At 58.6% G+C, this 23,350-nt stretch carries 21 protein-coding genes and 3 pseudogenes; 11 read left to right on the top strand and 13 right to left on the bottom strand.

All coding sequences use genetic code 11. The features are described from left to right. The first annotated feature begins 16 nt into the window (after positions 1 to 16). The 7 genes and pseudogenes from ACOKS3_RS10585 to ACOKS3_RS10615 all read left to right on the top strand — a co-directional run. Positions 17 to 934 carry an ABC transporter permease gene (locus ACOKS3_RS10585; RefSeq protein WP_232861573.1) on the top strand — a complete coding sequence of 306 codons (918 nt, stop codon included), beginning with the start codon at positions 17 to 19 and terminating at the stop codon, positions 932 to 934. Continuing rightward, a complete protein-coding gene (locus tag ACOKS3_RS10590; RefSeq protein ID WP_028699712.1) occupies positions 931 to 1,740 on the top strand; it encodes an ABC transporter permease in 810 nt (269 codons plus the stop codon). The genes ACOKS3_RS10585 and ACOKS3_RS10590 overlap by 4 nt, the downstream gene beginning before the upstream one ends. Positions 1,741 to 1,768: 28 nt before the next feature. Then, on the top strand, positions 1,769 to 2,857 hold the full coding sequence (locus ACOKS3_RS10595) for an ABC transporter ATP-binding protein (RefSeq protein ID WP_075045745.1): 1,089 nt from the start codon (positions 1,769 to 1,771) through the stop codon (positions 2,855 to 2,857). 86 nt (positions 2,858 to 2,943) lie between these two features. Continuing rightward, positions 2,944 to 3,336, top strand: a complete 393-nt coding sequence (locus tag ACOKS3_RS10600; RefSeq protein ID WP_075045744.1) for a type 1 glutamine amidotransferase family protein — start codon at positions 2,944 to 2,946, stop codon at positions 3,334 to 3,336. A gap of 315 nt (positions 3,337 to 3,651) precedes the next feature. Beyond that, the gene (locus tag ACOKS3_RS10605; protein WP_016488019.1) at positions 3,652 to 4,863 is read left to right on the top strand and encodes a M24 family metallopeptidase; all 1,212 of its coding nucleotides are present in this window, start codon (positions 3,652 to 3,654) and stop codon (positions 4,861 to 4,863) included. Between the two features lie 81 nt (positions 4,864 to 4,944). Continuing rightward, a complete protein-coding gene (locus ACOKS3_RS10610) occupies positions 4,945 to 6,177 on the top strand; it encodes a CynX/NimT family MFS transporter (protein ID WP_075045743.1) in 1,233 nt (410 codons plus the stop codon). A gap of 203 nt (positions 6,178 to 6,380) precedes the next feature. Then, positions 6,381 to 6,500: pseudogene (locus ACOKS3_RS10615) on the top strand (IS5/IS1182 family transposase); the annotation flags it as partial. Between the two features lie 98 nt (positions 6,501 to 6,598). On the opposite strand, the gene ACOKS3_RS10620 reads toward ACOKS3_RS10615, so the two are convergent. Continuing rightward, entirely contained in the window at positions 6,599 to 6,907 is a 309-nt protein-coding gene (locus tag ACOKS3_RS10620; protein WP_042132572.1) for a DUF202 domain-containing protein, read from the bottom strand. A gap of 11 nt (positions 6,908 to 6,918) precedes the next feature. Continuing rightward, entirely contained in the window at positions 6,919 to 7,299 is a 381-nt protein-coding gene (locus ACOKS3_RS10625; RefSeq protein WP_084785226.1) for a YidH family protein, read from the bottom strand. A gap of 149 nt (positions 7,300 to 7,448) precedes the next feature. Here ACOKS3_RS10625 and ACOKS3_RS10630 point away from each other — a divergent pair, with 149 nt between their 5' ends. Continuing rightward, entirely contained in the window at positions 7,449 to 7,784 is a 336-nt protein-coding gene (locus tag ACOKS3_RS10630; protein ID WP_204249902.1) for a hypothetical protein, read from the top strand. 10 nt (positions 7,785 to 7,794) lie between these two features. Here the strand turns inward: ACOKS3_RS10630 and ACOKS3_RS10635 are convergent. Continuing rightward, positions 7,795 to 8,625: pseudogene (locus tag ACOKS3_RS10635) on the bottom strand (IS5 family transposase); the annotation flags it as partial. Positions 8,626 to 8,635: 10 nt separating this feature from the next. On the opposite strand from ACOKS3_RS10635, the gene ACOKS3_RS10640 reads away from it, so the two are divergent. Next, the gene (locus tag ACOKS3_RS10640) at positions 8,636 to 8,941 is read left to right on the top strand and encodes a type 2 periplasmic-binding domain-containing protein (RefSeq protein ID WP_204249901.1); all 306 of its coding nucleotides are present in this window, start codon (positions 8,636 to 8,638) and stop codon (positions 8,939 to 8,941) included. A 28-nt stretch (positions 8,942 to 8,969) separates the two neighbouring features. Here ACOKS3_RS10640 and dld read toward each other — a convergent pair whose 3' ends face one another. From dld to ACOKS3_RS10655, 3 genes are all read right to left on the bottom strand, one after another. Beyond that, on the bottom strand, positions 8,970 to 10,730 hold the full coding sequence (gene dld, locus ACOKS3_RS10645; RefSeq protein WP_075045741.1) for a D-lactate dehydrogenase: 1,761 nt from the start codon (positions 10,728 to 10,730) through the stop codon (positions 8,970 to 8,972). A gap of 69 nt (positions 10,731 to 10,799) precedes the next feature. Beyond that, on the bottom strand, positions 10,800 to 12,143 hold the full coding sequence (locus ACOKS3_RS10650) for an MFS transporter (RefSeq protein WP_075045740.1): 1,344 nt from the start codon (positions 12,141 to 12,143) through the stop codon (positions 10,800 to 10,802). A gap of 161 nt (positions 12,144 to 12,304) precedes the next feature. Then, positions 12,305 to 13,441 carry an iron-containing alcohol dehydrogenase gene (locus tag ACOKS3_RS10655; RefSeq protein ID WP_075045739.1) on the bottom strand — a complete coding sequence of 379 codons (1,137 nt, stop codon included), beginning with the start codon at positions 13,439 to 13,441 and terminating at the stop codon, positions 12,305 to 12,307. 366 nt (positions 13,442 to 13,807) lie between these two features. On the opposite strand from ACOKS3_RS10655, the pseudogene ACOKS3_RS10660 reads away from it, so the two are divergent. Next, positions 13,808 to 14,832: pseudogene (locus ACOKS3_RS10660) on the top strand (IS3 family transposase); the annotation flags it as partial. Between the two features lie 223 nt (positions 14,833 to 15,055). Further along, positions 15,056 to 15,292 (top strand): carbohydrate porin, encoded by a 237-nt coding sequence (locus tag ACOKS3_RS10665; protein WP_374755443.1) that lies wholly within the window; start codon positions 15,056 to 15,058, stop codon positions 15,290 to 15,292. 35 nt (positions 15,293 to 15,327) lie between these two features. Here ACOKS3_RS10665 and ACOKS3_RS10670 read toward each other — a convergent pair whose 3' ends face one another. The 7 genes from ACOKS3_RS10670 to ACOKS3_RS10700 all read right to left on the bottom strand — a co-directional run bounded on the left by ACOKS3_RS10670 (position 15,328) and on the right by ACOKS3_RS10700 (position 22,890). After that, on the bottom strand, positions 15,328 to 16,575 hold the full coding sequence (locus ACOKS3_RS10670) for an alpha-hydroxy acid oxidase (protein WP_075045737.1): 1,248 nt from the start codon (positions 16,573 to 16,575) through the stop codon (positions 15,328 to 15,330). A 67-nt stretch (positions 16,576 to 16,642) separates the two neighbouring features. Continuing rightward, a complete protein-coding gene (locus ACOKS3_RS10675) occupies positions 16,643 to 17,491 on the bottom strand; it encodes a fumarylacetoacetate hydrolase family protein (RefSeq protein WP_075045736.1) in 849 nt (282 codons plus the stop codon). Then, positions 17,488 to 18,405, bottom strand: coding sequence for an NAD(P)-dependent oxidoreductase (locus tag ACOKS3_RS10680; RefSeq protein WP_075045735.1), 918 nt, complete (start codon positions 18,403 to 18,405; stop codon positions 17,488 to 17,490). Before ACOKS3_RS10680 ends, ACOKS3_RS10675 begins: the two co-directional genes overlap by 4 nt. 40 nt (positions 18,406 to 18,445) lie before the next feature. Continuing rightward, positions 18,446 to 19,468, bottom strand: coding sequence for a TRAP transporter substrate-binding protein (locus ACOKS3_RS10685; protein WP_103469838.1), 1,023 nt, complete (start codon positions 19,466 to 19,468; stop codon positions 18,446 to 18,448). Positions 19,469 to 19,565: 97 nt separating this feature from the next. Continuing rightward, a complete protein-coding gene (locus tag ACOKS3_RS10690; protein WP_075047012.1) occupies positions 19,566 to 20,843 on the bottom strand; it encodes a TRAP transporter large permease subunit in 1,278 nt (425 codons plus the stop codon). A 73-nt stretch (positions 20,844 to 20,916) separates the two neighbouring features. Further along, positions 20,917 to 21,423, bottom strand: coding sequence for a TRAP transporter small permease (locus ACOKS3_RS10695; protein ID WP_075045734.1), 507 nt, complete (start codon positions 21,421 to 21,423; stop codon positions 20,917 to 20,919). 474 nt (positions 21,424 to 21,897) lie between these two features. Beyond that, entirely contained in the window at positions 21,898 to 22,890 is a 993-nt protein-coding gene (locus ACOKS3_RS10700) for a GntR family transcriptional regulator (protein WP_232861571.1), read from the bottom strand. Between the last annotated feature and the right edge of the window lie 460 nt (positions 22,891 to 23,350).

A 23,350-nucleotide genomic window follows, 5' to 3' on the forward strand; every position in this document is an offset into this window, starting at 1 on the left:
ACACAGGAGCGGCGTAATGATTTCGAACAAGCTATCGCCCCCACTGCCCGCCAGTGAGGAGCCTGCACGCACGCGTGGGCAGTTCGGCAAGCGCACCTGGCGCTTACCGGGGTATGGGCTGATCCTGTCGCTGCCGATACTGGTCTGGCAGTTACTGTTTTTTGTAGCGCCCTTGCTGTTTCTGCTGACCATCAGTTTTTGGCTGGTGCGCAACTTTCGCATGGTCCCTGCGTTCGAGTGGCTGAACTGGAAGTACCTGTTCAGCCGCGAGTACTTCTGGGATGCCTACTTGCACACCTGGGCGATGGCGGCGGGGGCCAGTGTGCTGATCAGTGCCGTAGCCTTTCCGTGCGCCTATACCATTGCCTTCAAGTTCCGCGAATCGACCCGGCAATGGTTGGTGCTGTTGTTGATCACGCCATTTTTTACCAGTTACCTAGTGCGCACCTATTCCTGGCAAGTCTTTCTCAGTGACCAGGGGCTGCTCAATAGCGCCCTGGCGTTGCTGGGGATTGGGCCGTTGCCCTTGCTCAATACCAGTTTTGGTAGCTATGTGGGTTACTTCACCCTGTGCCTGCCGCTGGTGGTGTTGCTGCAGTTGTTCAGCCTCATGTACATCGACCGCACGCTGATCGAAGCTGCCCACAACTTGCGCGCGGGCCGTCTGCGCGCGGTATTTGGGGTAGTGATTCCATCGGCGCGGGTCGGCATCGTCATCGCCGCACTGTTCTGTTTCATCATGACCTTCGGTGACTTTGTCAGCCCGCTCTATCTGGGGGGCGGCCAACCACCAACCTTGAGCACCCTGATTACCGACACGACCAAATCGGGGCAGCAATGGCCACGCGCGGCGGTTATTGCCACGACGATGATCGTGACCTTGCTGGCCACGGCGTTCCTGATGGTTCGCCACGCCTATAGGAGGCGCGCATGAACGAACACCGTGTCATCAACTTCATGCTGCGCAGCTTCGTCGTCCTGGTGTTCTTGTTCATCCTCACGCCTATCATTGGCAGCTTCGTGTTTTCCTTCAACGTCGACCGCTTCCCATCCTTGCCCCTGGGTGGCTTCAGTTTGCGCTGGTACGAAGCGATTGCCGCCGACCCGCAAGTCTGGCAAGCCTTCAACAACAGCCTGGTCGTCGGTGTGGTGGTATCGCTGGTTTCCACGCTGCTGGGCTTCACTGCCGCCTATACCGACTTTCGTTATCACTTTTTTGGCAAGTCGGTGTACATGGCATTGGCACTGCTGCCTCCTACCATTCCGGTGGTGATTCTGGGCCTGGCGATGCTCGCGTTCTTGTCGCGAATCGGCCTGTCCGGCGAGCTGTATGCCGTCATGATCTGCCACATCGTCATGTGCTCACCATTCGCCATGGCGGTGATTCGCATGCGCCTGGCGCAGATGGACCCGCAACTGGAGGCCGCCGCCTGGAACCTGAGCGCCAGCCAATGGCAGGCCATGCGCTACGTGATCCTGCCGTTCACCGCCCCGAGCATTTTCGCCGCACTGTTCGTGACCATGGCCGTGTCGTTCGACGAGTTCGCGGTGGCCTGGTTCGTTTCGGGCCTTAACGAGACAGTCCCGGTACGCATCCTCAATACTTTGCAAGGGCAGGTCAGCCCGACCATCAATGCGATAGGCACGATCGTTTTCATCACCACGATCACGCTGACGATCGTTGCCCAGGTTTTGCTCATGCGCCGGCAGAAGAAACCGGCTGACGGCAAAAAAAGCTGAACATCCCATGCCGACGCAGGAGCTCCCCATGACTCAACCGTTAGTGGTATTCGATAACGTGACCAAACACTTCGGCAGTTACGTCGCTGTCGAACCGATGAACCTGGAAATCTACAAGGGCGAGTTCGTCGCGATCATGGGCTCCAGTGGCTGTGGTAAAACCACCACGCTGCGCATGCTTGCCGGGCTCGACAAGCCCAGCAGCGGTGAAATTCGCTTGAACGGCGAGCGCGTCAACGACTTGTATTCCTGGCAAAGGGACACCCCGCTGGTGTGGCAGAACCTGGCGCTGTTCCCCTTTCTGAGCGTGCTTGAAAACGTTGAGTTCGGTTTGCGCATGCGCGGCATGGGCAAAGCTGAACGGCGCAAAAAAGCCCTGCACTGGCTAGAGCGCCTGGACCTGGGCGAGTTTGCCAACCGTGATATCAGCATGCTTTCTGGCGGGCAACGGCAGCGGGTGGCGCTGGCGCGTTCACTGGTCACCGAGCCCCCGATACTGCTGCTGGACGAACCGCTCAGTGCCCTCGATGCGCACTTGAGCGTGCGCATGCAGGCGGTGTTGACTGGGTTGCAGAAGGACCTTGGCATCACCTTCGTCTATGTCACCCACAGCCAATCCGAAGCCTTCGCCATGGCTGACCGCGTGGTGATCATGAGCCGTGGCCGGGTTGAGCAGATTGGCACGCCCAAGGATATTTTCTTCGAACCGCACAACCGTTTTGTCGCTGAATTCGTCGGCGGCAAGAACATGCTTGGCGGCGTTGTGCTTGGCTTCGACGACACCGGGCTGGTGCAACTGGACTCGGCGTATGGTCGCTTTCTGGCACGCTTGCCCGAAGACCGATCTGTTGCGGTAGGGGAAGAGGTCACCCTGTGCATCAGTGCCGAACATATCAACCTCGCCGCGCAACCGACCACAGCCAGCCGCCTGGCGTGTACCGTGATGGGGGAGGAATTCATTGGGTCAATGGTCAACATATACCTGGAAGCCGCCAACGGGCTGGAACTGCAAGTGCAGAAGCCGTACGCGGATTACGACCTACTTGGGCTCAAGAGCGGGCAGAGGGTGCATGTCGGGTGGGACGATGCGCGGGCGCTGATTTTACGTGGCAATTAGAGGTCGATATCTGACATCTGCGCAGGGGCGGCAGCGTGGACAATTGTAGACGTACCCACGCCCAGTTGACCCGAAGGAGGCAGTACATGCAGCAATTGACTGAAACCAGCGAAAACCTGGCCAGCGCCGTGCGTATTGGCTTCCTGCTGGCCGAAGGGTTCGATTTCTATGCCTTGGCCGCTGCGCTGGAACCCTTGCGCCAAGCCAACGACGTGGCCCGCTGCGTGGTCTGCGAATGGCAGATACTGAGCCTTGAGGGCCAGCCGCTGAAGGCCAACAATGGCATCGTGGCGGCCACCTTGCAACTGAGCCAGGCCAAGCCCCTCGATGTGCTGATTCTGTGCCTTGGCAGTGAATTGCAGTTGTGTACCGACGACAGTGTCCGCGAATCGCTGGCGCTGCTGACCAAACCGACCTGCCGCACGCTCGATGTCGGCGAATTGGCCGAATTGATCAGCGTTGCCCGGTTGTCCCCGTAGCGCGTGTTCACCCGCTACCAGAGCTGAACCTGCCTCGATAATTATATTGATCCGCGCCTGCAATGGGTGCGACATCGCGCGTTTCCTCTCCTTCATTCCCCCTCATCTATACCTCTGCCTGTTCTTGCCGCAGCGAGGCCTGTACGGCAGTGGCGGGCAATATTGTCCTTTCCACAGCGGTGTTTACAGCAAGGCGGATCTGATCATCTAGGGGTCGGATTCGCGCAAAAAAGGCCGCCTTTTATCTGTTCGAATGATCTCCAGTGGCACCCAAAACAGGGCCTCTCTACTGATCACCTACCAAGGAGTGAAGACATGCAAATGCCGAAAACAATACAGATTCAAAACGGCGAAAAAGTTAAGCCGACGTTCTCGCACCAGGAATACGCCAACCGTCAATCCAAGTTGCGCAGCTATCTGGCCCAGAACAATATCGACGCCGCCGTCTTCACGTCTTATCACAACATCAACTACTACAGCGATTTCCTGTATTGCTCGTTTGGCCGTCCTTATGCCCTGGTGGTGACTCAGGACGCCGTGGTGTCGATCAGCGCTAACATCGACGGTGGCCAGCCATGGCGGCGTACCGTGGGCACCGAAAACATCATCTACACTGACTGGCAGCGCGATAACTACTTTGTCGCGATTCAACAAGCCTTGCCCAAGGCCGGACGTATCGGGATCGAGTTCGACCACTTGAACCTGGTCAACCGCGACAAATTGGCCAGCCGTTATCCCCAGGCCGAGCTGGTGGACGTCGCCGCGCCATGCATGCGCATGCGCATGATCAAGTCGGCTGAAGAACACGCCATCATTCGTCACGGTGCCCGCGTTGCCGATATCGGTGGTGCTGCGGTGGTTGAGGCTCTGCGTGACCAGGTGCCTGAGTACGAAGTGGCGCTGCATGCCACCCAGGCCATGGTCCGTGAAATTGCCCGTACTTTCCCCGATTCCGAACTGATGGACACCTGGACCTGGTTCCAGTCTGGTATCAACACCGATGGCGCGCATAACCCGGTAACCTCTCGCAAGGTCAATAAGGGCGACATTCTGAGCCTCAACTGCTTCCCGATGATCGCCGGTTACTACACCGCGCTGGAGCGCACGTTGTTCCTCGACCATTGCTCCGATGAGCACCTGCGCCTGTGGGAGGTCAACGTCAAGGTCCACGAGGCCGGACTGAAGCTGATCAAGCCAGGCATGCGTTGCAGCGATATTGCCCATCAGTTGAACGAGATTTTCCTCGAGCACGACTTGCTGCAATACCGCACCTTCGGTTATGGCCATTCGTTCGGCACCCTGAGCCATTATTACGGCCGTGAAGCTGGTCTTGAGCTGCGCGAAGACATCGACACCGTGCTGGAACCTGGCATGGTCGTGTCCATCGAGCCGATGATCATGCTGCCCGAAGGGCTGCCGGGTGCGGGTGGTTACCGCGAGCATGATATTCTGATCGTCAATGAAAACGGCGCTGAAAACATCACCAAGTTCCCATACGGCCCAGAACACAACATCATCAAGAAGTAACCGAGCAAGCCGCACAGGAAACTGTGCGGCTTTTTTTATCAGTATGTCGTTGTCCATGCCCAAGGTTCAAGGAGGACATGTGTGGAGTACACTACAGCGCACGCTCGCAATGAACGGGGGCTGCCGCAACCTGGCAAAATTGCCAAGGGTTCGCGGCTTTTTTATTTCGCCTGCAGCATCATTTTCGTAGCCTTCAACCTTCGCACTGCATACCCAAGCCTCGGCGCTGTGCTTGCCGATATATCCAGCGACCTAGGCCTGACGCCTGCCGTCGCCAGTGCAATTACCACGCTGCCTGTACTTTGCCTGGGGTTGTTCGCGCCCGTGGCGCCCTGGCTTGCCCGCAAAATAGGCACAGAGCGCACGATATTGGTATTGATGGTGGCATTGTCCGTAGGGCTATTGATACGTGGCGCCGGGAACGTCAGCGGCCTGGTGGTCGGTTCGATCGTCATTGGCAGCGCCATCGCAATCATCAACGTATTGCTCCCTGGGCTTATCAAACGCGACTTCGCCAAGATCACCGGGCTGATGGCCGGCCTCTACTCCATGGCGCTGTTGAGCGGGGCGGCGACTGCCGCAGGGTTCACCCTGGCGCTGCAAAGCACCTTGGGCGGTGGCTGGACGACGGCGTTGGCGCTGTGGTCAGTGCCGGCAGCGGCAGCCTGTGCCTGCTGGCTTTTCCAACTGCCCAAGGGCAGTGCGCTGGCACCCAAGGCTGCGCCGCGCGTACGAGGGGTGTGGCGCTGCGCGCTAGCCTGGCAACTCACGCTGTTCATGGTGCTGCAATCGATGTATTCGTTTACCGTGTTTGGCTGGCTCGCCCCGTTTCTGAATGGGCGGGGGATGACACCGCTGGAGTCCAGCGTCATCGTCTCCAGTTCAATCCTGCTACAAATGGTCGCTTGTCTGTTCGGGCCGCTGATAGCCACACGCTTGCCGAATCAATCCTGGTTCAATGTTGTTGTGGTGGTGCTCACCACGGTCGGTTTTCTCGGTTGCCTGTCCGCGCCGCTCGACACGGTATGGCTGTGGGGCGGGGTACAAGGCATCGGGCAAGGTGCCTTGACTTCCATTGCCATCACCATGATTGTGCTGCGCTCGGCAAACGCACAGGTTGCGGCAGAACTTTCGAGCATGGTGCAAGGCGTCGGCTATGGCCTGGGCGCACTCGGGCCGTTGCTAGTCGGGGTGCTTTATACGCCGGTCATTGGCTATGCGCACGTTGAGATATTTCTTAGCGGGGTAGGCGTAGCGATGCTGTATTTCGGATATACCTCAGGTCGACGCCGACTCGTGGCAGCCCGCCATTAGCGCTATCCTCCAGCTGACACCTAGTCACCGGAGCGCTCGGAACATCAAGCGAAGCGGTACAGATCCACTTGGAAATTGACGCAGAAAAGATGAAGCTGCGGCTACAGACTGTCGAGCATCTTTTTGGAACTCCCAAATACTGGATGAGAAGCACCCACTTCCTGGCCAAAGCCCTGCCCAGATCCAACTACCCGATTATCCCGATGAAGCAGATGACCTTCGCCGATGCTGAGTCCGCCGGTATGTGTGAGCAGACCCGCAATGAGTTGTTTCTTATCGAGAAGGATCAAGTGATTCCATGGAAGGATTTGATTGCTCTGATTTAGCCGCACTACGCGAAAGTCGAAGGCGGTCTTCCAGCCTATAAACGCGGTTCCCTGGCAGAGCTCGTTGCATAGGGGCGTGCGTGTTTCCTCGGAGATCAGGTGCTCCACCATGTTGCAATGCTCAGCAGCGCAACGCCAAACCCCAATGCCACCACAGCGCCCGGTCGGGGGGCCGAGCTTTCTTCGCGGATGTGCCGCGCTGACCTGCGATAGCCGCCGCCAATCAACAGCGAATAGACGGTGCCGATAGCCACTGCCATGAGCATGAGTGTGGTCATGGCAACGTAATGGGCCAGGGGATGACGAAAAACGATGCATCCCAATACCAAGGTAGACAGCACCGTGCGCTCCCAGGTCAACGCCGTGCGCTCGGGCTGCAGGCCTTGGTCGTCATGCAGGGGCATGTTGGGTGCCCTCAAGGCAGCAACAGCAGGGTGGAAACGATCAGCCCGAACAAGCCCAGCAGCGGTGCCAGGATCGGGTACGGAAGCGCTTGCCGATGACGCAGGGCGCGCTCGACGTTGAGCCAGCGTAGGGTCGCATTGACGCTCACTAGCAACGCCATGCCAGTCAGGGCATGGGACAGCAGCGTTTGTGGGCGGCCGGCCAACAGCTCCAGCGGCAGTGCATCCAGTGCGATGCCGCTGGCCAGCAGGGCAAGGGCCGTGCGGATCCAGGCCAGAAAGGTGCGTTCATTGGCGAGCGTGAAGCGTGGGTCGGGCTCGCATCCATCGGCCAGTGCAAAGACCTGACGGAATCTGGATTTAAACGATTTTTCAGCGGGTGGATGCTGCATGGCAACAAACCTTCTATTTAAACGCCGGTGTTGTACGGTCGATTGACCGCCTGCGTTGGCATTCTGAATGGTTTTGTTTGTCTGGCTAGGGCAGTTCTTGCTGAATGCTATGCACTTCTTGGCAACGGCCTTGCTAAAAAAGCACAGCGTTGCTCGAATATCTGCATAGCCCACACATTGGGCGGTTGGCTAAGGTCAGGCTGGGTAAAGCATCCGACCAATTATATTTTAAAGAGGTGAACTATATGGCGTCCGGGAAACTGCACTCCGCGCAAAACGTGCCACTGCCTTTCGGTGTTGACGACATAAAATCCATGATCGGCCGCAAAGTCTGGAACGTGCTGGGTACTTCGTATTGGCCGATTCTTGGCGGGGATGATCAAAGCAGTTTTGCCTGGTTGACCTATGACCCGCCCGGCAGCTTCATACCGCCGCATACGCACCCTATCCAGGATGTGCATGTGTTCGTCCTGGAAGGCGAGTAGCGATAACAAACTATGGTGCGCAGCACAGATTTAGGTATCTGCCCATCAGTTTCTTGCGCACCATCCACAGATTCGACAGGGCAAACAGCGTGGTCAGATGAACCGTGTTTTTCACCTAACCAAGGATCCGGGTTTTCACATGGACGAACTGACGCTTGATCATCCGAAACGGGTGTTCGACCTTGGCTCGGGTCTGTGCTTTTACCCGCTCGATCTCGCGCTTGGTCTTGTAGATCAGGCTGCGCTTTCTCAGCTTCGTGTACGTACTGCGACGCGCTGCAATCTGCCAGATCACCTTGCGGCCTTCATGCTCTTCCCGCTTTTCAACACCGGTATACCCCGCGTCGGCATAGACCGCGTTCTCGTCACCGTGCAGCAGTTCAGTCACTTGCGTCACATCTGCGACATTGGCCGCAGCACCCTGGACGTGATGCACCAGGCTCGATTCTACATCGGCACCGATGTGGGCTTTCATGCTAAAAAAGTACTGATTCCCTTTCTTGGTCTGATGCATTTCAGGGTCACGTTTGCCTTCTTTGTTCTTGGTCGAACTGGGGGCGTGGATGTTTGTGGCGTCGACGATGGTGCCTTGGCGAAGCGACAGACCTTTGTCCTGCCAGTAGCGATTGATTACGTCCAGGATGCCCGCTGCCAGTTGGTGTTTCTCCAGAAGGTGCCGGAAGTTCATGATCGTGGTGTCTTCAGGGATCGGAGCGCTGAGCGTCAGTCGAGCGAACTGGCGCATCGAGGTGATTTCGTACAGGGCCTCTTCCATGGCTGGATCACTGAGAGAAAACCAGTTCTGCAGCAGATGAATGCGCAGCATGGTCTCTAGCGGATATCGGGCCAACATGCCCATGCGCCGAACGCTGGAGCACGAATTCTTCGAAGCGCAGTTGCCGTTCCCGCTGCACCTGATCGAGACCACCTCGGCGCTGGCCACCTTGTCACTGCTCAGCCGCAATCCGAGGCTGGTGGCCCTGGTGTCAGTCGAGGTGGCGGACTACGTCTGCCTGCATGGTCTGGTAAGCCGCTTGCCGCTGCAGCTCAAATCTCACAGCGAACCCTATGAGCTGGTCTCGCGGCCCAGCGCCCAGCAGAATCCGGCTTTCTCGCTACTCGTGGAGTCGCTGTACGCCATCCAGCAAGAGGGCTGAGCTCGCCTCGAAGCCTTGGCATGGCGAGCTATGTCTGGGTCTTTTGTTCTGCTCGGGCAGCGGTAGCGGCTGCTGCGATGGTGTTCTCGGGATGCTTGGCGCAACAGTCGTCTCTCCAGCGATAACTGCGTGTCAGGCGACCGATACCGGGGTTGAAGGCATTGGTCGGATCGAGCTGGCGATAATGCTGCTCCAGTTCGGGCGCGGCGTCGTAGAGGTGGCCGACATTGTGTTCGGCGGGATAGCGGGCGCCACGAGCATCGAGCAGGTTCAGCAGGCTCTGCTTGAGCGCTGCGCAATCGCGGCCCTTCTTCACCAGGTATTCCTGGTGCAGCACATGGCAGAAGAAATGCCCGCAGTACATGGATACTTCGATTTGCTCTGCAAGCTCCGATGGCAACGTCTCGAACCAGTCCTGTGTGTTACGCGGCAAGGCGATGTCCAGGGCAAGAATGTCTTCGACGGTATCCCGGTGCACCGCTCGGTAGCGATTCATGGCGTTGCCGACCGAGAAGCGATTGAGGAACGCTGCGTTGCCTTCCGCAGCGTCGCATTCGATGAAGTCCGCATCCGTTGTGGGCAGCCACGACTGCAGATAGGCCCGCGCTTCGTCGATGCCGTCTTCGCCCATCTTCAGCAGCAGATGATGTTCGAAGCGCGCGGCAAAGGCGTTCAGGCGCGGGGGCAAATGTTCGGGCAGTGGTGCCGCGAGGCGTTGCAGTAGGCGATCACCGAGTTGGGCACCGAGCCCCAGGCGCTCCGTTAAAGCATCGAAGCGGGTCTTCCAGGCGAACGCCTGTGGCACCCGTTGCGCGCCGCAACGCTGAATGAAGAGAAACAGATCCTTGCCATAGGTGCGGCTCAGCTCGTAGGCCGTGCGATGCATGTATTCACCGGCGATCGGCAGCGCGGTGAAATTGACCAAGATGTGCCGGCGAATGGTTTCGAGATCGGCGGCCCGATTGGACCCTATGTAGAAGACCTGGGTGTTGCGATCAGCGGGGAAGGTATCCAGACGCAAGGCGAACACCGCGATCTTGCCTGCCGAGCCCGACGCTTCGTAAAGCCGCCGAGGATCGGCGTTATAGCGCGCCGGGGTGGCCGAGCCCACGTCGCGAACGTGGCTTGAGTATTCGCGATCGGAGGCCATGGCACCTGCTGGATCCTGCACAACGCTGTCATCGAAGCGTCCTTCATCGAGCCGGCCCAGAATCTCCTCGGGTGTATCGCCCAAGTCCATGCCCAGGTGATTGACCAGTTGCAGTTGCCCGGCTTCGTCGATGCGGGCGAACAGCGACAACTGGGTAAAGGCCGGGCCACGGCGAATCAACGATCCGCCAGAGTTGTTGCATACGCCTCCGGCGACCGATGCACCGATGCAGGTCGAGCCGATCACCGAGTGTGGCTCGCGCCCGAGCGGCTTCAAGGTTGTCTCCAGTTGACTCAGGCTCACACCCGGCTGGCAGATGACCTGCTCGCCCTGGCGCAGGAGCGCTAGGAGCGTCAGCCGCAGGGTGTTGATCAGCACTACCGGTCGATCATAGCCCTCGGCTACCGGGGTAGAGCCACCAGTCAGGCCGGTATTGGCTGCCTGGCAGATGATGACTGTGCCTGCGCGGTGGCAGCCTTGCAGCACGCGCCACATTTCCACCAGGCTGCCCGGCTGAACTACGGCGAGTACTGCCCCGCCGCCATAGCGGATACCCAGGCGGAATCGACGGGTCTCGGCATCGCCCTGCAGGACATGGCGACGCCCGACGATCTTTTGCAACTCGCTGACCAGATCCATGAAGCTCTCTTCGTTGGTGAAAGGAGGGGAGCGAGTCTACCGCTCCCGGTTGCAACTACGCTCGAGTGGTTAGTCGGCCAACATGCCGACACTCGACTGGGCCGGCCGACGTGTCACCCAAAGCATCAGTGCTGCGCACGCCAACAGGCAAACCCCAAGCAGCATCAGGCCAGCTTGCGCCGAGCCGAAAAGCGTGGTCAGCAGGCCCAGTAGATAGGGGCCGGCGAAACCGCCAAGGTTGCCGAATGAGTTGATGATGGCGATGCCAGCCGCGGCTGCGGCGCCCTGCAGGAAGGCGCCCGGCAGCCCCCAGAACAGTGCAATGGCGCTCAGACTGCCGCCGACTGCGAAGGCGACGCCCAGGATCATCAGCAGCAGTTGCTGGGGAAAGGCCGCGCAGAGAATCAGGCCGATACCAGCGAGTACCGTCATCAGCGCCGCATAGGCCCGCTGGTTGCCAGTGCGTTGGGCCTGGCGGGTAACCCAGACCATGGTCACCGCGCCAAACACGTAGGGAATTGCGGTGATGAGGCCGATATCCAGGATCGAGGCGACTCCGGCGTTCTTGATGATGGTTGGCACCCAGAAATTGATGCCGTAGTTGCCGATCATCAGCAGCACATAGATCAGGGTTAGCATCCAGATAATAGGCATGGCGTAGAGCCGTTTAAGGCCAATGCGGGGTTTTTCCGCAGCGTCCACCGCGAGGCGACGGGCCAGCTCGGCTTTTTCCTGCGTGTTAAGCCACTTGGCGCTCTGGATGCCGTTGTCCAGCAGGCACAGTACCACCACCCCGATTATCACGGCGGGCACTGCCTCGATGACGAACATCCACTGCCAGCCGGCCAACAGGCTGCTGCCTGCCGTGTAGTACATGATGGCCCCGCTGAGCGGCCCGCCGAAGATGAAGGACACCGGATTGCCGAGAATCACGATGGCCATCATGCGGCTGTGCAGCGCTGCAGGAAACCAGTAGGTCAGGTAAAGGATGACGCCAGGAAAGAAGCCGGCCTCGCACACGCCCAGCAGAAAGCGCAGCACGTAGAACGTGGCTTCGTGGCTGATCCCCAGCAACTGCGCGATGGGGCCTGTGAAGGCCATCAGCGATGAAATCAGCCCCCAACTGATCATGATGCGGGCGATCCACAGCTTGGCGCCGACGCGATGCAGCATCAGGTTGCTGGGGACCTCGAAGATGAAATAGCCGATGAAGAAGATGCCGGCCCCCAGCCCGAAAGCGGCATCGGACATGCCAAGATCGCTGAGCATGGCGAGCTTGGCGAAGCCGACGTTGACTCTATCGAGATAAGCGACGATGTAGCCCAACAGGAGCAGCGGCAGTACCCGCCAGGCGACTTTGCGGTACAGCGGGTCTAGCTGCACCTTGGATACGGAGGTAGCGAGGATTGCCATAATGTTTCGCGTCCTTTTAATTGTTGTGTTTGCAGCGCGATTGTCTTGCACAGTAGTCATGCACAACCCGTTATCTGCAGCCCCGTAACCAGGCTGTGCCACGGGGCAAAGATTGCGGGCTATGCGGTGGTAGAGGTTCAGTCCATTGGTTTGCCAGGCACTTAGAACGAGGCCTGGATCAGCCGGACATAGTCCTCCGCCGTGGCCTCCCGGGGGTTGGTCTTGTGGCTGTGATCGGCCAGGGCACCGGCAACGATACTCGGGATGAGTCCCTCACCAACGCTCATCTGCGCCAGTCCACTAGGCAGGTGCAACGCCGCGGCCTTGTCCGCCAGCGCTTGCTCCACCGACAACTGAGCAGGCAGTTGCATGGCCTGGGCAAGGCGTTCGAGTTTCTCCTCGCGGATCACCGATTCGGCCCCTCGGTTGAAGCTGATCACGGCAGGCAACATTATCGAGTTGAGGGTGCCATGGTGCAGACGTGGATCAATTCCACCCAATGAATGGCTCACGCTGTGCACACAACCCAGCCCCTTCTGGAAAGCCAGCGCGCCCTGCAGCGAAGCGCTGAGCATCTGGGTGCGAGCCTCGATATTGCCTGGCTCGTTGAAGGCCAGCTCCAGGTTGCGCCAGGCACGTCGCAGGCCATCCAGTGCGATGCCATCGGCTGGCGGATTGAAGCCAGGAGCAAGAAAGGTCTCGATGCAATGAGCCACTGCGTCCATGCCCGTTGCCGCAGTCAGGTGCGGTGGCAGGCTGAGGGTCAGGCTGGGGTCGCAGATTGCTACACGCGGAATGACGTGAGGGGAGAGGATGCCGACCTTGCGACCGTCATCGAGGATGATGATGGCGCCACGGCCAACCTCGCTGCCGGTGCCGGCCGTGGTCGGAATGGCGATGATGGGGACGGTGGCCGCGGTAATTCGCGCCAGGCCGCCCTCTATCACTGCAAAGTTTTTCAGCGGCCCTGGATGGCGAGCGGATACCGCAATCGCCTTGGCCAGGTCGATGGACGAACCGCCACCGACGGCGATGATGCCGTCGCACTGCGCTTCAAGGAAGCAGGCTACGCCTGCTCGGGTAGCGGCCTCGGTGGGGTTGGCCGGCGTGCCGTCAAACACCTGATAGGCTGGCAGGGGGCTCAGATCCAGAAGCTGATCAATGAGGCCGGCAGCCACCACGCCGCGGTCGGTAACAATCAGCGGGCGTTTAAAGCCCAAGCGCGCACTGACTTCACTTAGTTCAGCGGCACAGCCTGCGCCGAAGCGAATCTCCGTTACATAGTTGATTATCGCCATGATCCGTCCTGTTATTTTTGAAATTCTTAGACGGCCCGATTATAGCGACGGCATTACCATTCCAAATACTGAGAGGTAGCGATAGCGATATAACTGTGAGTTAGATCAGTCGCGCGCCTTTTGAAGACTGCTGGGCGCAACTGAGTACCGGCGACGGCTGTCTTCGAAAAGGCTTTTTGACGTGGCTCATGCGTATTGCAGAGGGCTCAGCTGTTGCGTGAGGGCGGTGATATGGGATGGGGATGAGCGCGTTCCGAATGGCGCGCTCTACCTGGTGAGTGCCTGTCGTACTCTACAAGCGCGCTAGTGATCTTGCCCAGTCCCAGTGGACACCCCGTTAAGCGATAAACTGCAACGAGGTGAATCATGGCAAGACAAGCAACCCCAATGAAACAGACCCGCACCCGCCATTCCCAAGCCTACAAGGACGAAGCGCTGGCTTTGGCCGAGCGCATTGGCGTCAGCAAGGCTGCCGAACAGCTCGGCCTGCATGCTTCCCAGCTCTACGGCTGGCGGAGCAAGAAGCACCAGACTCAGGCCGGCAGCGAGCGCGAGCAGTCGCTGGCCGACGAGAATGCCCGACTCAAGCGGCTGTTGGCCGAGCACGCCGAGGAGCTGGCCATCGTAAAAAAGGCCGCCGCGTACTTTGCCAAGAGCCTCAAGTGAAGTACGCCTTCATGAGGACTCATACCGCGCATTTCTCGATCCAGGCCATGTGTCGCGTGTTGGGCGTTGCCCGCAGCGGTTACTACGCTTGGTGCTCTCGCAGGCCGTCAATGCGCCAGCGGCGAAGAGCCGAACTGGATCGGCAGGTCGCTCAGGCATACAGCGCACGCAAGGGCCGCAGCGGGGCTCCACGGCTGTGCCACGACCTGCGGGAAGCCGGCCTACCCTGCAATCGCAAGACGGTAGCCGCCTCGATGCAACGGCAAGGACTGCGTGCCAAGGCCGCCAAGAAGTTCAAGGCCACGACCAATTCTCAGCACTCCCTGCCAGTGGCAGAGAACTTGCTCAAGCAGGATTTCAAGGCATCTGCGCCAAATCAGAAATGGGTGGGTGACATCACCTACCTGCATACGGAGGAAGGCTGGCTGTATCTGGCAGTGGTCATCGATCTGTATTCACGGATGGTGATCGGCTGGGCCATGAACGAACGCATGACGGCCGACTTGGTTTGCGATGCCTTGCACATGGCGCTGTGGCGACGCAGGCAGCCTAATGACGTGATCGTGCATAGCGACCGCGGCAGCCAGTACTGCTCAGCGGCTTACCAGGAGCTGATCCGCGCCCATCACTTGCGATGCAGCATGAGCGCCAAAGGCAACTGCTACGACAATGCCTGTGCAGAGAGCTTCTTCCACAGCCTGAAGGTCGAGTGCATTGGGGGCAAGGGGTCGAGTATTCGAATCATTCCGTCCCGACCAAAAATCCCTGGAAAATCCAGTCACTTAGCGGTGACTGGATTTTTTTGTTCTTGTACGTTTTCCAGCTGTTAGCATTTTTTGCCCCACTTTTTGCCCCACCAAGAATCTTGCTGAATCATCGCATGCCGGTTGTATACCGGATTGGGAACGAGAGGGCTCAGGAGCGTCGATTTAGGTTGGCTGATTTTGGATGGCCTCGCGTAAACTCAATTTCAGCGGCGACAAGGGCCTGATCCTGCCGGAGCCTATTACAGCTGTACTACGCATCCACGCCACCCGCTGGCTGGTGATTCGCCCGAATGTGCAGTATGTGCGCAATCCCGGTGGGGTCAGTGAGGTCGATGATGCGTGGGTGCTGGGAGTGAAGGGGCAGAGCAGTTTCTCTGGGCATACATATCGAGAGGTTTGCATCTGTATGACCTGGTAGGCACCCTCCAGCTGCTGGATGGCGCCTGCCATTGTCTAAGCCCGGACGAAACCAGTGCGTGCAAGGGCCCCCCCGACAGCCTGTCGTTGGACTCGCTCAGCGGCGGCGCGCCAGGCAGGGTCGTAGATCAGGTCTGGCGTCAGGCCCGCCAACTCGCTGCAGCCCAACAGACCAAGGGAGCGGTCCATCTCGCAACGCAGTATCTCAATCGCATGGCTGGCCCCAGGCCCTTTCCCCGCAGCCAGACCGTACAAGCCCGCACGTCCTAGGAACACCCCATCGGCGCCTAACAGACGCGCCTTCAGGATGTCCGTTCCCCGGCGGAAACCGCCGTCGAGGAACACGCTGACACGGCCTTTCAACTGTTGGGCGATATCAGGCAGTACCTCCATGGCCGAGACCGCGCCATCAAGCTGACGACCACCGTGGTTGGACAGCACGACGCCATCGACACCGTACTTGAGTGCGTGTGGCGCATCGTCAGGGTGCATCAACCCCTTGACCAGCAACTTACCCGGCCACAAATCACGTAACCATGCAATATCCTGCCAGTTCAAGGTGGCGTCCAGCTCCTTGCCAATGGCACTAGCTGCGCCCTTTACAGAGTCTTGCCCTGGTTTCAGCAGATTGCCCAAATTCTTGAAGCGCGGTACGCCATGGGGAATCAGCACATCCCAGATCCAGCGGGGGTGTGCGGCAACATCCAGAACATTGCGCAGATCAAGCTTCAGTGGCCGTTTATAATTGCGCCTGTCCCATTCACGATTACCTAGGATCGCGCTGTCGGTAGTGACTACTATCGCTTCGAGTTCCAAGGCTTTGCAACGCGCCACAAGGTCAGCGACATGCTGGCGGGTGCGGTATAGGTATATCTGCATCCATGCACGTACGTTATCGATTGTCGCTATCTCTTCGATGGAGATCGTCGAGGCATTGCTCAGAACGAAGGGAATACCGGCGCGGGCTGCGGCCTGAGCCAGGTGCCAATCACCACGATCGGTCAGTAGTCCATTGAACCCGGTCGGGCCGATTAGGCAGGGCATCGTCGATGGGCGATCGAAGAAGCTACAACTCAGGTTTCGCTGTCCGACATCGACCAGTGTGCGTGGTTGCAAGCTGATGTCTTCGAATACGCTGCGATTTCGCTTGAGTGTCACCTCATCGTCGGCACCACCCTCGACATACTCGAAGGAAAAGTTTGGCAGTCGACGCTGCGCCATCGCCCGTAATTCATCGATGTTTTGAGCCCTGCGATAATCACGGCCCGTATAGAAACGTCTCATAGATGCTCCAAGCTCTTGCCACGACGCGCCCTATGGCGCGCCCGATTGGAATAGGTCTGCGCAAGCCTCAAGGTTGCCAGGCGATCACGGGCTGACTTTGCTCGCCCAGGCCGCTGATGCTCAGGCTCATGCGGTCGCCAGCCTTGAGAAACTGTGGTGGGCTCATGCCTGCGCCTACCCCGGGCGGGGTCCCGGAGCAGATCAGATCGCCGGGATGCAGGGTCATGAATTCGCTGATGTAGCTGACGATCTGGTCAATACCGAACACCATGGTCCGGGTATTGCCGACCTGGCGAAGTTCACCATTGACGCTCAGGCGCATGTCCAGATCGCGCACGTCACTGATCGCCTCGGGGCTCACTAGCCATGGGCCGATAGGCGCGAATGTGTCGCAACCCTTGCCCTTGTCCCAGGTTCCTCCGCGCTCCAGTTGGAAAGACCGTTCGGAGACGTCGTTGACGATGCAGTAGCCTGCCACGTGCGTTAACGCCTGCTCACGGCTGACATAACGAGCGGTGCGGCCGATGACCACACCCAGCTCCACTTCCCAGTCGGTCTTCTGCGAGTCACGAGGCAGCATCACCGGATCATTGGGGCCGTTGATCGCGCTGATCGCCTTGGTGAACAGTACCGGTTCGGTAGGGACTGGCAGCCCTGACTCCTTGGCATGGTCGGCGTAGTTCAGACCGACGCAGATAATTTTGCCGATCCCGGCCCACGGCACCCCTAGGCGCGGGCTGCCCTGTACCTCGGGAAGCTGGCTCAGATCTTGTTGGCCCAATGCCTGCATACCGCCATCGGCCAGCCACTGCGCGTCAATATCCGTGAGCTGCCCACTGAGATCACGCAATAAGCCCTGTTCATCAACCAGGCCGGGTTTTTCTGCCCCCAGGGGCCCATAACGTACGACTTTCATCCATTCAACTCCAGCTCTGCACGCACCTGCGTGCCGTTGATCTGCCCCTGCACATCGAACAGGTGCGGCACATACTTGTCCCCATGTCCCAGGCTCTTGGCCAACAGGAAGGTTTGGTACACCGCATCTGCCACCGGCCCTGTGGTGGGCGTAGCTCGTGCCAGGTCGGTGTAATAGCGCATGTCCTTCTCGCAGTTGGCCAGGGCGAAGCGTTGGCCGTTGTCATCGCCCTCCAACACGAAGGGAATGATGCGGTCGAAGGTTCGGCTGTGGCCACCGCTGAGCCGGCAGATATCAGCAAAGGCACGCAAGTCCAGGCCGTTTTTCGCCGCAGCGCAGAACGCTTCGGCGAGAATGGCGGCATTGCCCTGAGCGATGAAGTTATGAATCACTTTGGCCTTGTGGCCGCTGCCGACCACCCCGAGGTGATGCAGGGTTTCACAAAACGCCTGGAGAATCGGCCGTGCCTGCTCGACATCGGCATCGCTACCGCCGACGAGGCCATTCAGCCGGCCCTCGGCTGCTTCTTTGGGCGTGCGGTTGACTGGTGCGTCCATGTAGCGGCCACCGGCTTCGCGGACCAGGGTGTCGATCTCGCGGGTTCGTGACGGGTCGCCGGTGCTGCAGTCGATCACCAGTTGCCCGGGCCGCAGGCCCGCAAGCAGGCCGCGCGGCCCGGTCAATACGGAGCACACTTCTTGGCTTCCAGGGAGGCACAGCAGCACGACGGTGCTGCACTGGGCCATGGCGAAGGGGTCTTCGACCTCTACCGCGCCGCGAGTGACAAGAGCCTCAAGCGGCTCACGGTTGCGGTGAGCCATGATAGTGAGGGCGAACCCTTTGTTCAGCAGATTGCTGGCCATGCCCTGTCCCATAAGGCCCAGGCCAATAAAACCTACGGTAGTTCCAGTCATAGCATGAGCTCCAATAACCCCGGCCGAGCCGGGGTACGCTTTAATTCTTGCTGCGGATCGCTGCCAGGGTCTTGTTCAGTTCAGCCACGCGCTCGGCGCCGAACGCTTCGATATGTTTCTCGATGGTCGGTTTGAGGGATTCACGCATACGCTCAATCTCCTCAGGCGATACCTGGTTGACGGCCACGTTGGCCTGCGAGGAGAGGAAGGCCAGCGCCTTGGCGCTCATCTCGCGGGATACCTGGCGCTCGTAGCGGCCGGCTTCGCGGGCAGCCTCGGAGACGATACTGCGTTCGCGCTCGTTGAGGCGGTCCCAGACCTTCTTGCTGAAAATTACCGCCAGGGGGTCGTAGAAATGCCCGGTGAGCGACAGGTAGCGCTGGACTTCGTAGAACTTCGACGCCTCGATCGACGACAGCGGGTTTTCCTGGCCATCCACGGTGCGGGTTTCCAGCGCTGTGTAGATCTCGGTATAGGACATGGGCACGGCGTTGGCCCCGAGGCCGTTGAAGCTGTCCACCGCCGAAGGGATCTGCATGACGCGTAGCTTGAGGCCGGCAAGGTCTTCCATCCGGGTGATCGGGTGCTTGCTGTTGGTCACATGACGAAAGCCATGGTCCCAGTAGTCCAGGCCAATCAGCCCATTGTTGGGCAGGGTTGCCAGCAGGCTTTGTCCCAGAGGGCCGTCGAGCACTGCATCAACTTCTTCGAAGTTGTTGAAGGCAAAAGGCAGGCCGAACACACCGAAACCCTTGTTGATGCCCGTCAGCAGGCCGGGCGTGACCATGGCCATGTCGACAGTGCCGCCTTGAATCGACGAAATCACTTGAGCATCACCGCCCAGGGTGCCATTGGCAAACACCATGACCTTCATCTTGCCGTCGCTTTTCTGTTTGATCAGCTCGGCAAATTTCTGGGCACCCAGGCCATGGGGGTGGTCCTTGGCCTGAACGACCGCCACCTTGAAAAGTCGTTTGTTGATTTCTTCCTCTGCCTGCGCGAAGCCGCTGAACAGGACGCTGGCGCAGAGCAGTGCACCGATCAATCTTGGAATTGTTTTCATGATCTATCTCTCGTTGGAAGTAGCCCTAGCAGAGCTGTGAATAGGCCGTTCAACAGCCCATGGCGCAAGCTGCCCGGCCAGCGGGCGGCCCGGTGAATCAGAACATCCAGTGCATCGGTACAGTGATCAGTTCGGGGATCAAGGTAATCAGCGCCAGCACCACCAGCTCGGCCAGCAAAAATGGCAGGCAGCCTCGCACGGTATCGAGCAAGTCCAGCTTGGTTACCCCAGAGACCACGTTGAGCACCAGGCCCACCGGCGGTGTGATCAAGCTGACCGCGCAGGTCACGACGAACACCACGCCGAAGTAAATCGGATCGATGCCTGCGGCCACCGCCACCGGTAGCATTACCGGAGCCAGGATCAGGATGACCGGTGACATGTCCATGGCGGTGCCCACGGCCAGCACGATCAGCACCATGATCACCATCAATAGGCGAGGGCTATCCATCACCGGCTCAAGTAGGCTGATCACCTCGCTTGGCAGGTCGGTCACGGTAATCACCCAAGCGGCAACCATCGCCGCCGCCACCAGGAACATCACCATGGAGGTCGTGCGTACAGAGGCCAGCAGAACGCGTGCGAGGTCGCTCAGTGTCATTTCCCTGTACACCAGCATCGACACCAGGAAGGCGTACACGGCTGCTACCACACCCGCTTCAGTGGGGGTAAACACTCCGAACTTCAGCCCTACCAGGATGATCACAGGCAGCATCAGTGCCCAAATGCCCTCGGTAAATGCTTTGAGGCGTTCGGCACGGGTGGACTTGGTTGCGGTTTCGACCTGATCTCGACGAGCAATGAAATACCACGCTACGCACAGCGACACCCCCATCAACAAGCCGGGAACGATTCCCGCAAGAAACAGCTTGGTGATCGAGATATTGCCAGCCACACCAAAGAGGATCAGTCCGATGGACGGAGGCAGGACCGGGGCGATGACGCCGGCCGAGGCGATGAGGCCTACGGAGGTGGCTTTGTTGTGCCCGGCACGGACCATCATCGGCACTAGCAAGGCAGCGAGGGCGGCCGCATCGGCGGCTGCGGAGCCGGACAGACTAGCCAGCAGCACGCCGGCCAGGATCGCTACATAGCCCAGGCCACCTTTGATATGGCCCACGCTGGTGATCGCCATATTGACGATACGCTTGGACAACCCGCCGGTGTTCATCAACTCACCGGCCAGCATGAAGAACGGGATCGCCATCAGGGGGAAACTGTCGGAACCGTGGATAAGGTTCTGCGCGATGATTTGCGCATCGAACAGGTCCAGGTAGTACATCATGCTGACACCACACAGGATCAGTGCGTAGGCAATGGGCACACCGATGACCATCGCGCCGATCAAAGTCAGCACGAACAGACCAATAATGATCATGGGATCACTCCGCTTGTTGTTTTTCTACTAGCGAGGGCTACGCCGAGGCGGCGGAGCAGGGGCTCAATATTTAGTGGGGGGTACCGGTATCGTCACAGGGTGGCTCGGGCAAACCGGCGCCACGCGCCAACCGATACATCTCATAAAGATGAATAAGGCTGGCACAAAAACCGAAGACCATACCGGCACCATAGAACAGCCCCAGGGAAAGGCCGGTTGCAGGTGAAGGGGTGTGAATATTGATTTCAACTTGCTGAAAACTGCCCCAGAAGAACAACATCGAACACATCAGCATGAGTAGTTGACTGGCCCACAGACAAGCACGTTGCGCCAGGGGGGGCATTTTTCGTAATGCCGCATCGACATTCATGTGTTGCCGTTCACGCAGTACCACGATGGCGCCGGTAAATGTCAGCCAGACGAAGGCCCAGCGGGAAAGTTCCTCGGAAACCGAGATGCCGGTGTTAAAGCCATAGCGCAAAACAACGTTGCCAAAGACCAATACCAACATCACCAGCAAGAAAAATACTGCCAGTATCTTGAGACCATTGAAATACCAATTTACCCATCTAGCCATGGACCACCTCCAGCTGAGTGTGGATGACTAGTGCGGGGTAGGTTTCAGGATGAACGCGTATTGAGCACAGAGCAATGGCACTAACCATAAGTGTACACCTTGATGTTGTTCTTATTGCGGCCCTAGGCCATTTGTAGGTGAATATTAGCAGTAGCGTTCATTGCGTGCAATGTACAATTTATGCGCAAGACATGCCTTTGCTGCGGTCAGAGCGTTCCGGCTATCAGGGTCGTGCCAGGGGGCGATGAGGGATAACCTGAAGCCCGCTGTCGCAAGGTAATGTGATCAGCGGCAGCTACAGGTTCTTGGCGCGCGTGCTGCGAGGCACCGTAATGCAGGCGTTGCCAAGGTTTACGAAAGCGTCTCGGACACGCTAACGAAAAGCATGGCAGTAGAATGACGGGAAGATAAGTCCAGTTCGATGGGAAGGGGGTCGCATCACCGCTCCCTCAGGGCGAGGCAAACGGTACGGCTTCAGGTCAACTTATCGAGATAAGGCATGGGCGCGATGCGATTATGCGCGCGGAAGTGGGCCAACCGTTGCTTTATCTTGCGTTCGGCGGTCACCAAGTGCTCCTCCATGCTCTGTGCTGCGAGATCTACGCATCCCCCTCGCAGATTCTCGAAGATGCTCAGGTGCTCGCGGAAGAAGGGTTCTTCATCGGGGAAGTAGCTTTTGTCGAGCAGAATGTGTTTGGCTGACAGCAATAATGAGTGGGTGCGTCGCAGAATCTGCAGCATTTGCCGATTCGGGCAATGCCCCAGCGTCTCGATATGCAGGTCGCTCTCAAGCTCATCGAGCTGGCGACTGTCCATGTTCGGGTAGATTTCCATGGCGCGGTGCAGACGTTCGATGTAGCTATCAAGCTGCTCGGCCTGCAGGAACGCGGCAGCACGCTTTAGCACATAGGGCTCCAGGTGACGCCGTACTTCAAAGAGCTCGCCGACGCGCCCCTCGTCCCACTGCCAGAGTTGCCAGCGAGACCGTTCGTCGCGTTCCACAAGGCCCATCAGCGATAGTCGGGTCAGCACTTGGTTCGATACGGTGCGACTGATCGAGTAATAACGCGAAAGCTCCAGCTCATTAACGTGGTAGATGCCAAACAGCGACTGGTGCAGCAGGTCACGCTCGATCTGGTTGTATACAGCTTGCCAGGCTTCGGTCTTGCGTGGTGCCTGTACATTGTCTTCGGTAAATCTGAAGTCGCTGGCCCCTAGTTTCCGTCGCAGCACCGCTCCCGGCAGTGGCCCAACGAGGTATCCACGACCTTCAAAGGTGCAGATCAATCGGGCCTGTTGCAAACTGAGCAATGCTTGTCTTACCGGCGAGCGACTCACACCGAACAACTCTGCCAGCGGACCCTCGAGCAACAGGGTGCCTACCTTCAGTTGGCCGGATCTGATGCTTTCAGCGATGATCTCGAAAAGCTGATCATTCAGGTGTTTTTTCATCGTTGATGCTTTCATGCATTGATCCAGCCTGTGTCCACCGTGACAGCCATTATCCTCAGGAGGTTCATCGAGCTTCAGATGATGTCGAGGGCACCGTTAAGCCTTATGTGACCTAGGATATTAGGCGAGCCAGAGATATCGGTGACGCAAAACCCAAACGACGTATGGAACCATAGTCAAGCTATTTTCGCAAATCCCTCTGCGGTTCACCCATAATCCCGGTGCTTTTTAGCCGCAATCATGAGCTGATGGCAGTGCAACTTTGCCAATGGTGTATTGGGGGGGGCACTATGCTGTTGTGCAGCAGAATGATTCAGGGGGAGTCACACGGGTTTTAAGTTGCTCAAAACCTAAGCAGGGAAGTTCGCGAAGCTCGGCGACGCTGATGGATATTTTCCTTATGGCTAGAATACCCATGTCACCATGGGCTACGGGCTCCGTTGCATAAGGTCGGCAACTAATATTCTGAGGATGC

Source organism: Pseudomonas sp. HS6-2, from assembly GCF_049325675.2.
Taxonomy (GTDB): domain Bacteria; phylum Pseudomonadota; class Gammaproteobacteria; order Pseudomonadales; family Pseudomonadaceae; genus Aquipseudomonas; species Aquipseudomonas putida_N.

What these genes read in the sequence shown, in the direction of transcription:
- ACOKS3_RS10650 (WP_075045740.1), bottom strand. Translation starts at nt 12,143, where the DNA reads ATGGCAATCCTCGCTACCTCCGTATCCAAGGTGCAGCTAGACCCGCTG.
- ACOKS3_RS10585 (WP_232861573.1), top strand. Translation starts at nt 17, where the DNA reads ATGATTTCGAACAAGCTATCGCCCCCACTGCCCGCCAGTGAGGAGCCT.
- ACOKS3_RS10685 (WP_103469838.1), bottom strand. Translation starts at nt 19,468, where the DNA reads ATGAAAACAATTCCAAGATTGATCGGTGCACTGCTCTGCGCCAGCGTC.
- ACOKS3_RS10695 (WP_075045734.1), bottom strand. Translation starts at nt 21,423, where the DNA reads ATGGCTAGATGGGTAAATTGGTATTTCAATGGTCTCAAGATACTGGCA.
- ACOKS3_RS10590 (WP_028699712.1), top strand. Translation starts at nt 931, where the DNA reads ATGAACGAACACCGTGTCATCAACTTCATGCTGCGCAGCTTCGTCGTC.
- ACOKS3_RS10655 (WP_075045739.1), bottom strand. Translation starts at nt 13,441, where the DNA reads ATGGCGATAATCAACTATGTAACGGAGATTCGCTTCGGCGCAGGCTGT.
- ACOKS3_RS10675 (WP_075045736.1), bottom strand. Translation starts at nt 17,491, where the DNA reads ATGAAAGTCGTACGTTATGGGCCCCTGGGGGCAGAAAAACCCGGCCTG.
- dld (WP_075045741.1), bottom strand. Translation starts at nt 10,730, where the DNA reads ATGGATCTGGTCAGCGAGTTGCAAAAGATCGTCGGGCGTCGCCATGTC.
- ACOKS3_RS10625 (WP_084785226.1), bottom strand. Translation starts at nt 7,299, where the DNA reads ATGCAGCATCCACCCGCTGAAAAATCGTTTAAATCCAGATTCCGTCAG.
- ACOKS3_RS10665 (WP_374755443.1), top strand. Translation starts at nt 15,056, where the DNA reads ATGGCCTCGCGTAAACTCAATTTCAGCGGCGACAAGGGCCTGATCCTG.
- ACOKS3_RS10640 (WP_204249901.1), top strand. Translation starts at nt 8,636, where the DNA reads ATGCCCATGCGCCGAACGCTGGAGCACGAATTCTTCGAAGCGCAGTTG.
- ACOKS3_RS10595 (WP_075045745.1), top strand. Translation starts at nt 1,769, where the DNA reads ATGACTCAACCGTTAGTGGTATTCGATAACGTGACCAAACACTTCGGC.
- ACOKS3_RS10670 (WP_075045737.1), bottom strand. Translation starts at nt 16,575, where the DNA reads ATGAGACGTTTCTATACGGGCCGTGATTATCGCAGGGCTCAAAACATC.
- ACOKS3_RS10680 (WP_075045735.1), bottom strand. Translation starts at nt 18,405, where the DNA reads ATGACTGGAACTACCGTAGGTTTTATTGGCCTGGGCCTTATGGGACAG.
- ACOKS3_RS10600 (WP_075045744.1), top strand. Translation starts at nt 2,944, where the DNA reads ATGCAGCAATTGACTGAAACCAGCGAAAACCTGGCCAGCGCCGTGCGT.
- ACOKS3_RS10700 (WP_232861571.1), bottom strand. Translation starts at nt 22,890, where the DNA reads ATGAAAGCATCAACGATGAAAAAACACCTGAATGATCAGCTTTTCGAG.
- ACOKS3_RS10620 (WP_042132572.1), bottom strand. Translation starts at nt 6,907, where the DNA reads ATGCCCCTGCATGACGACCAAGGCCTGCAGCCCGAGCGCACGGCGTTG.
- ACOKS3_RS10605 (WP_016488019.1), top strand. Translation starts at nt 3,652, where the DNA reads ATGCAAATGCCGAAAACAATACAGATTCAAAACGGCGAAAAAGTTAAG.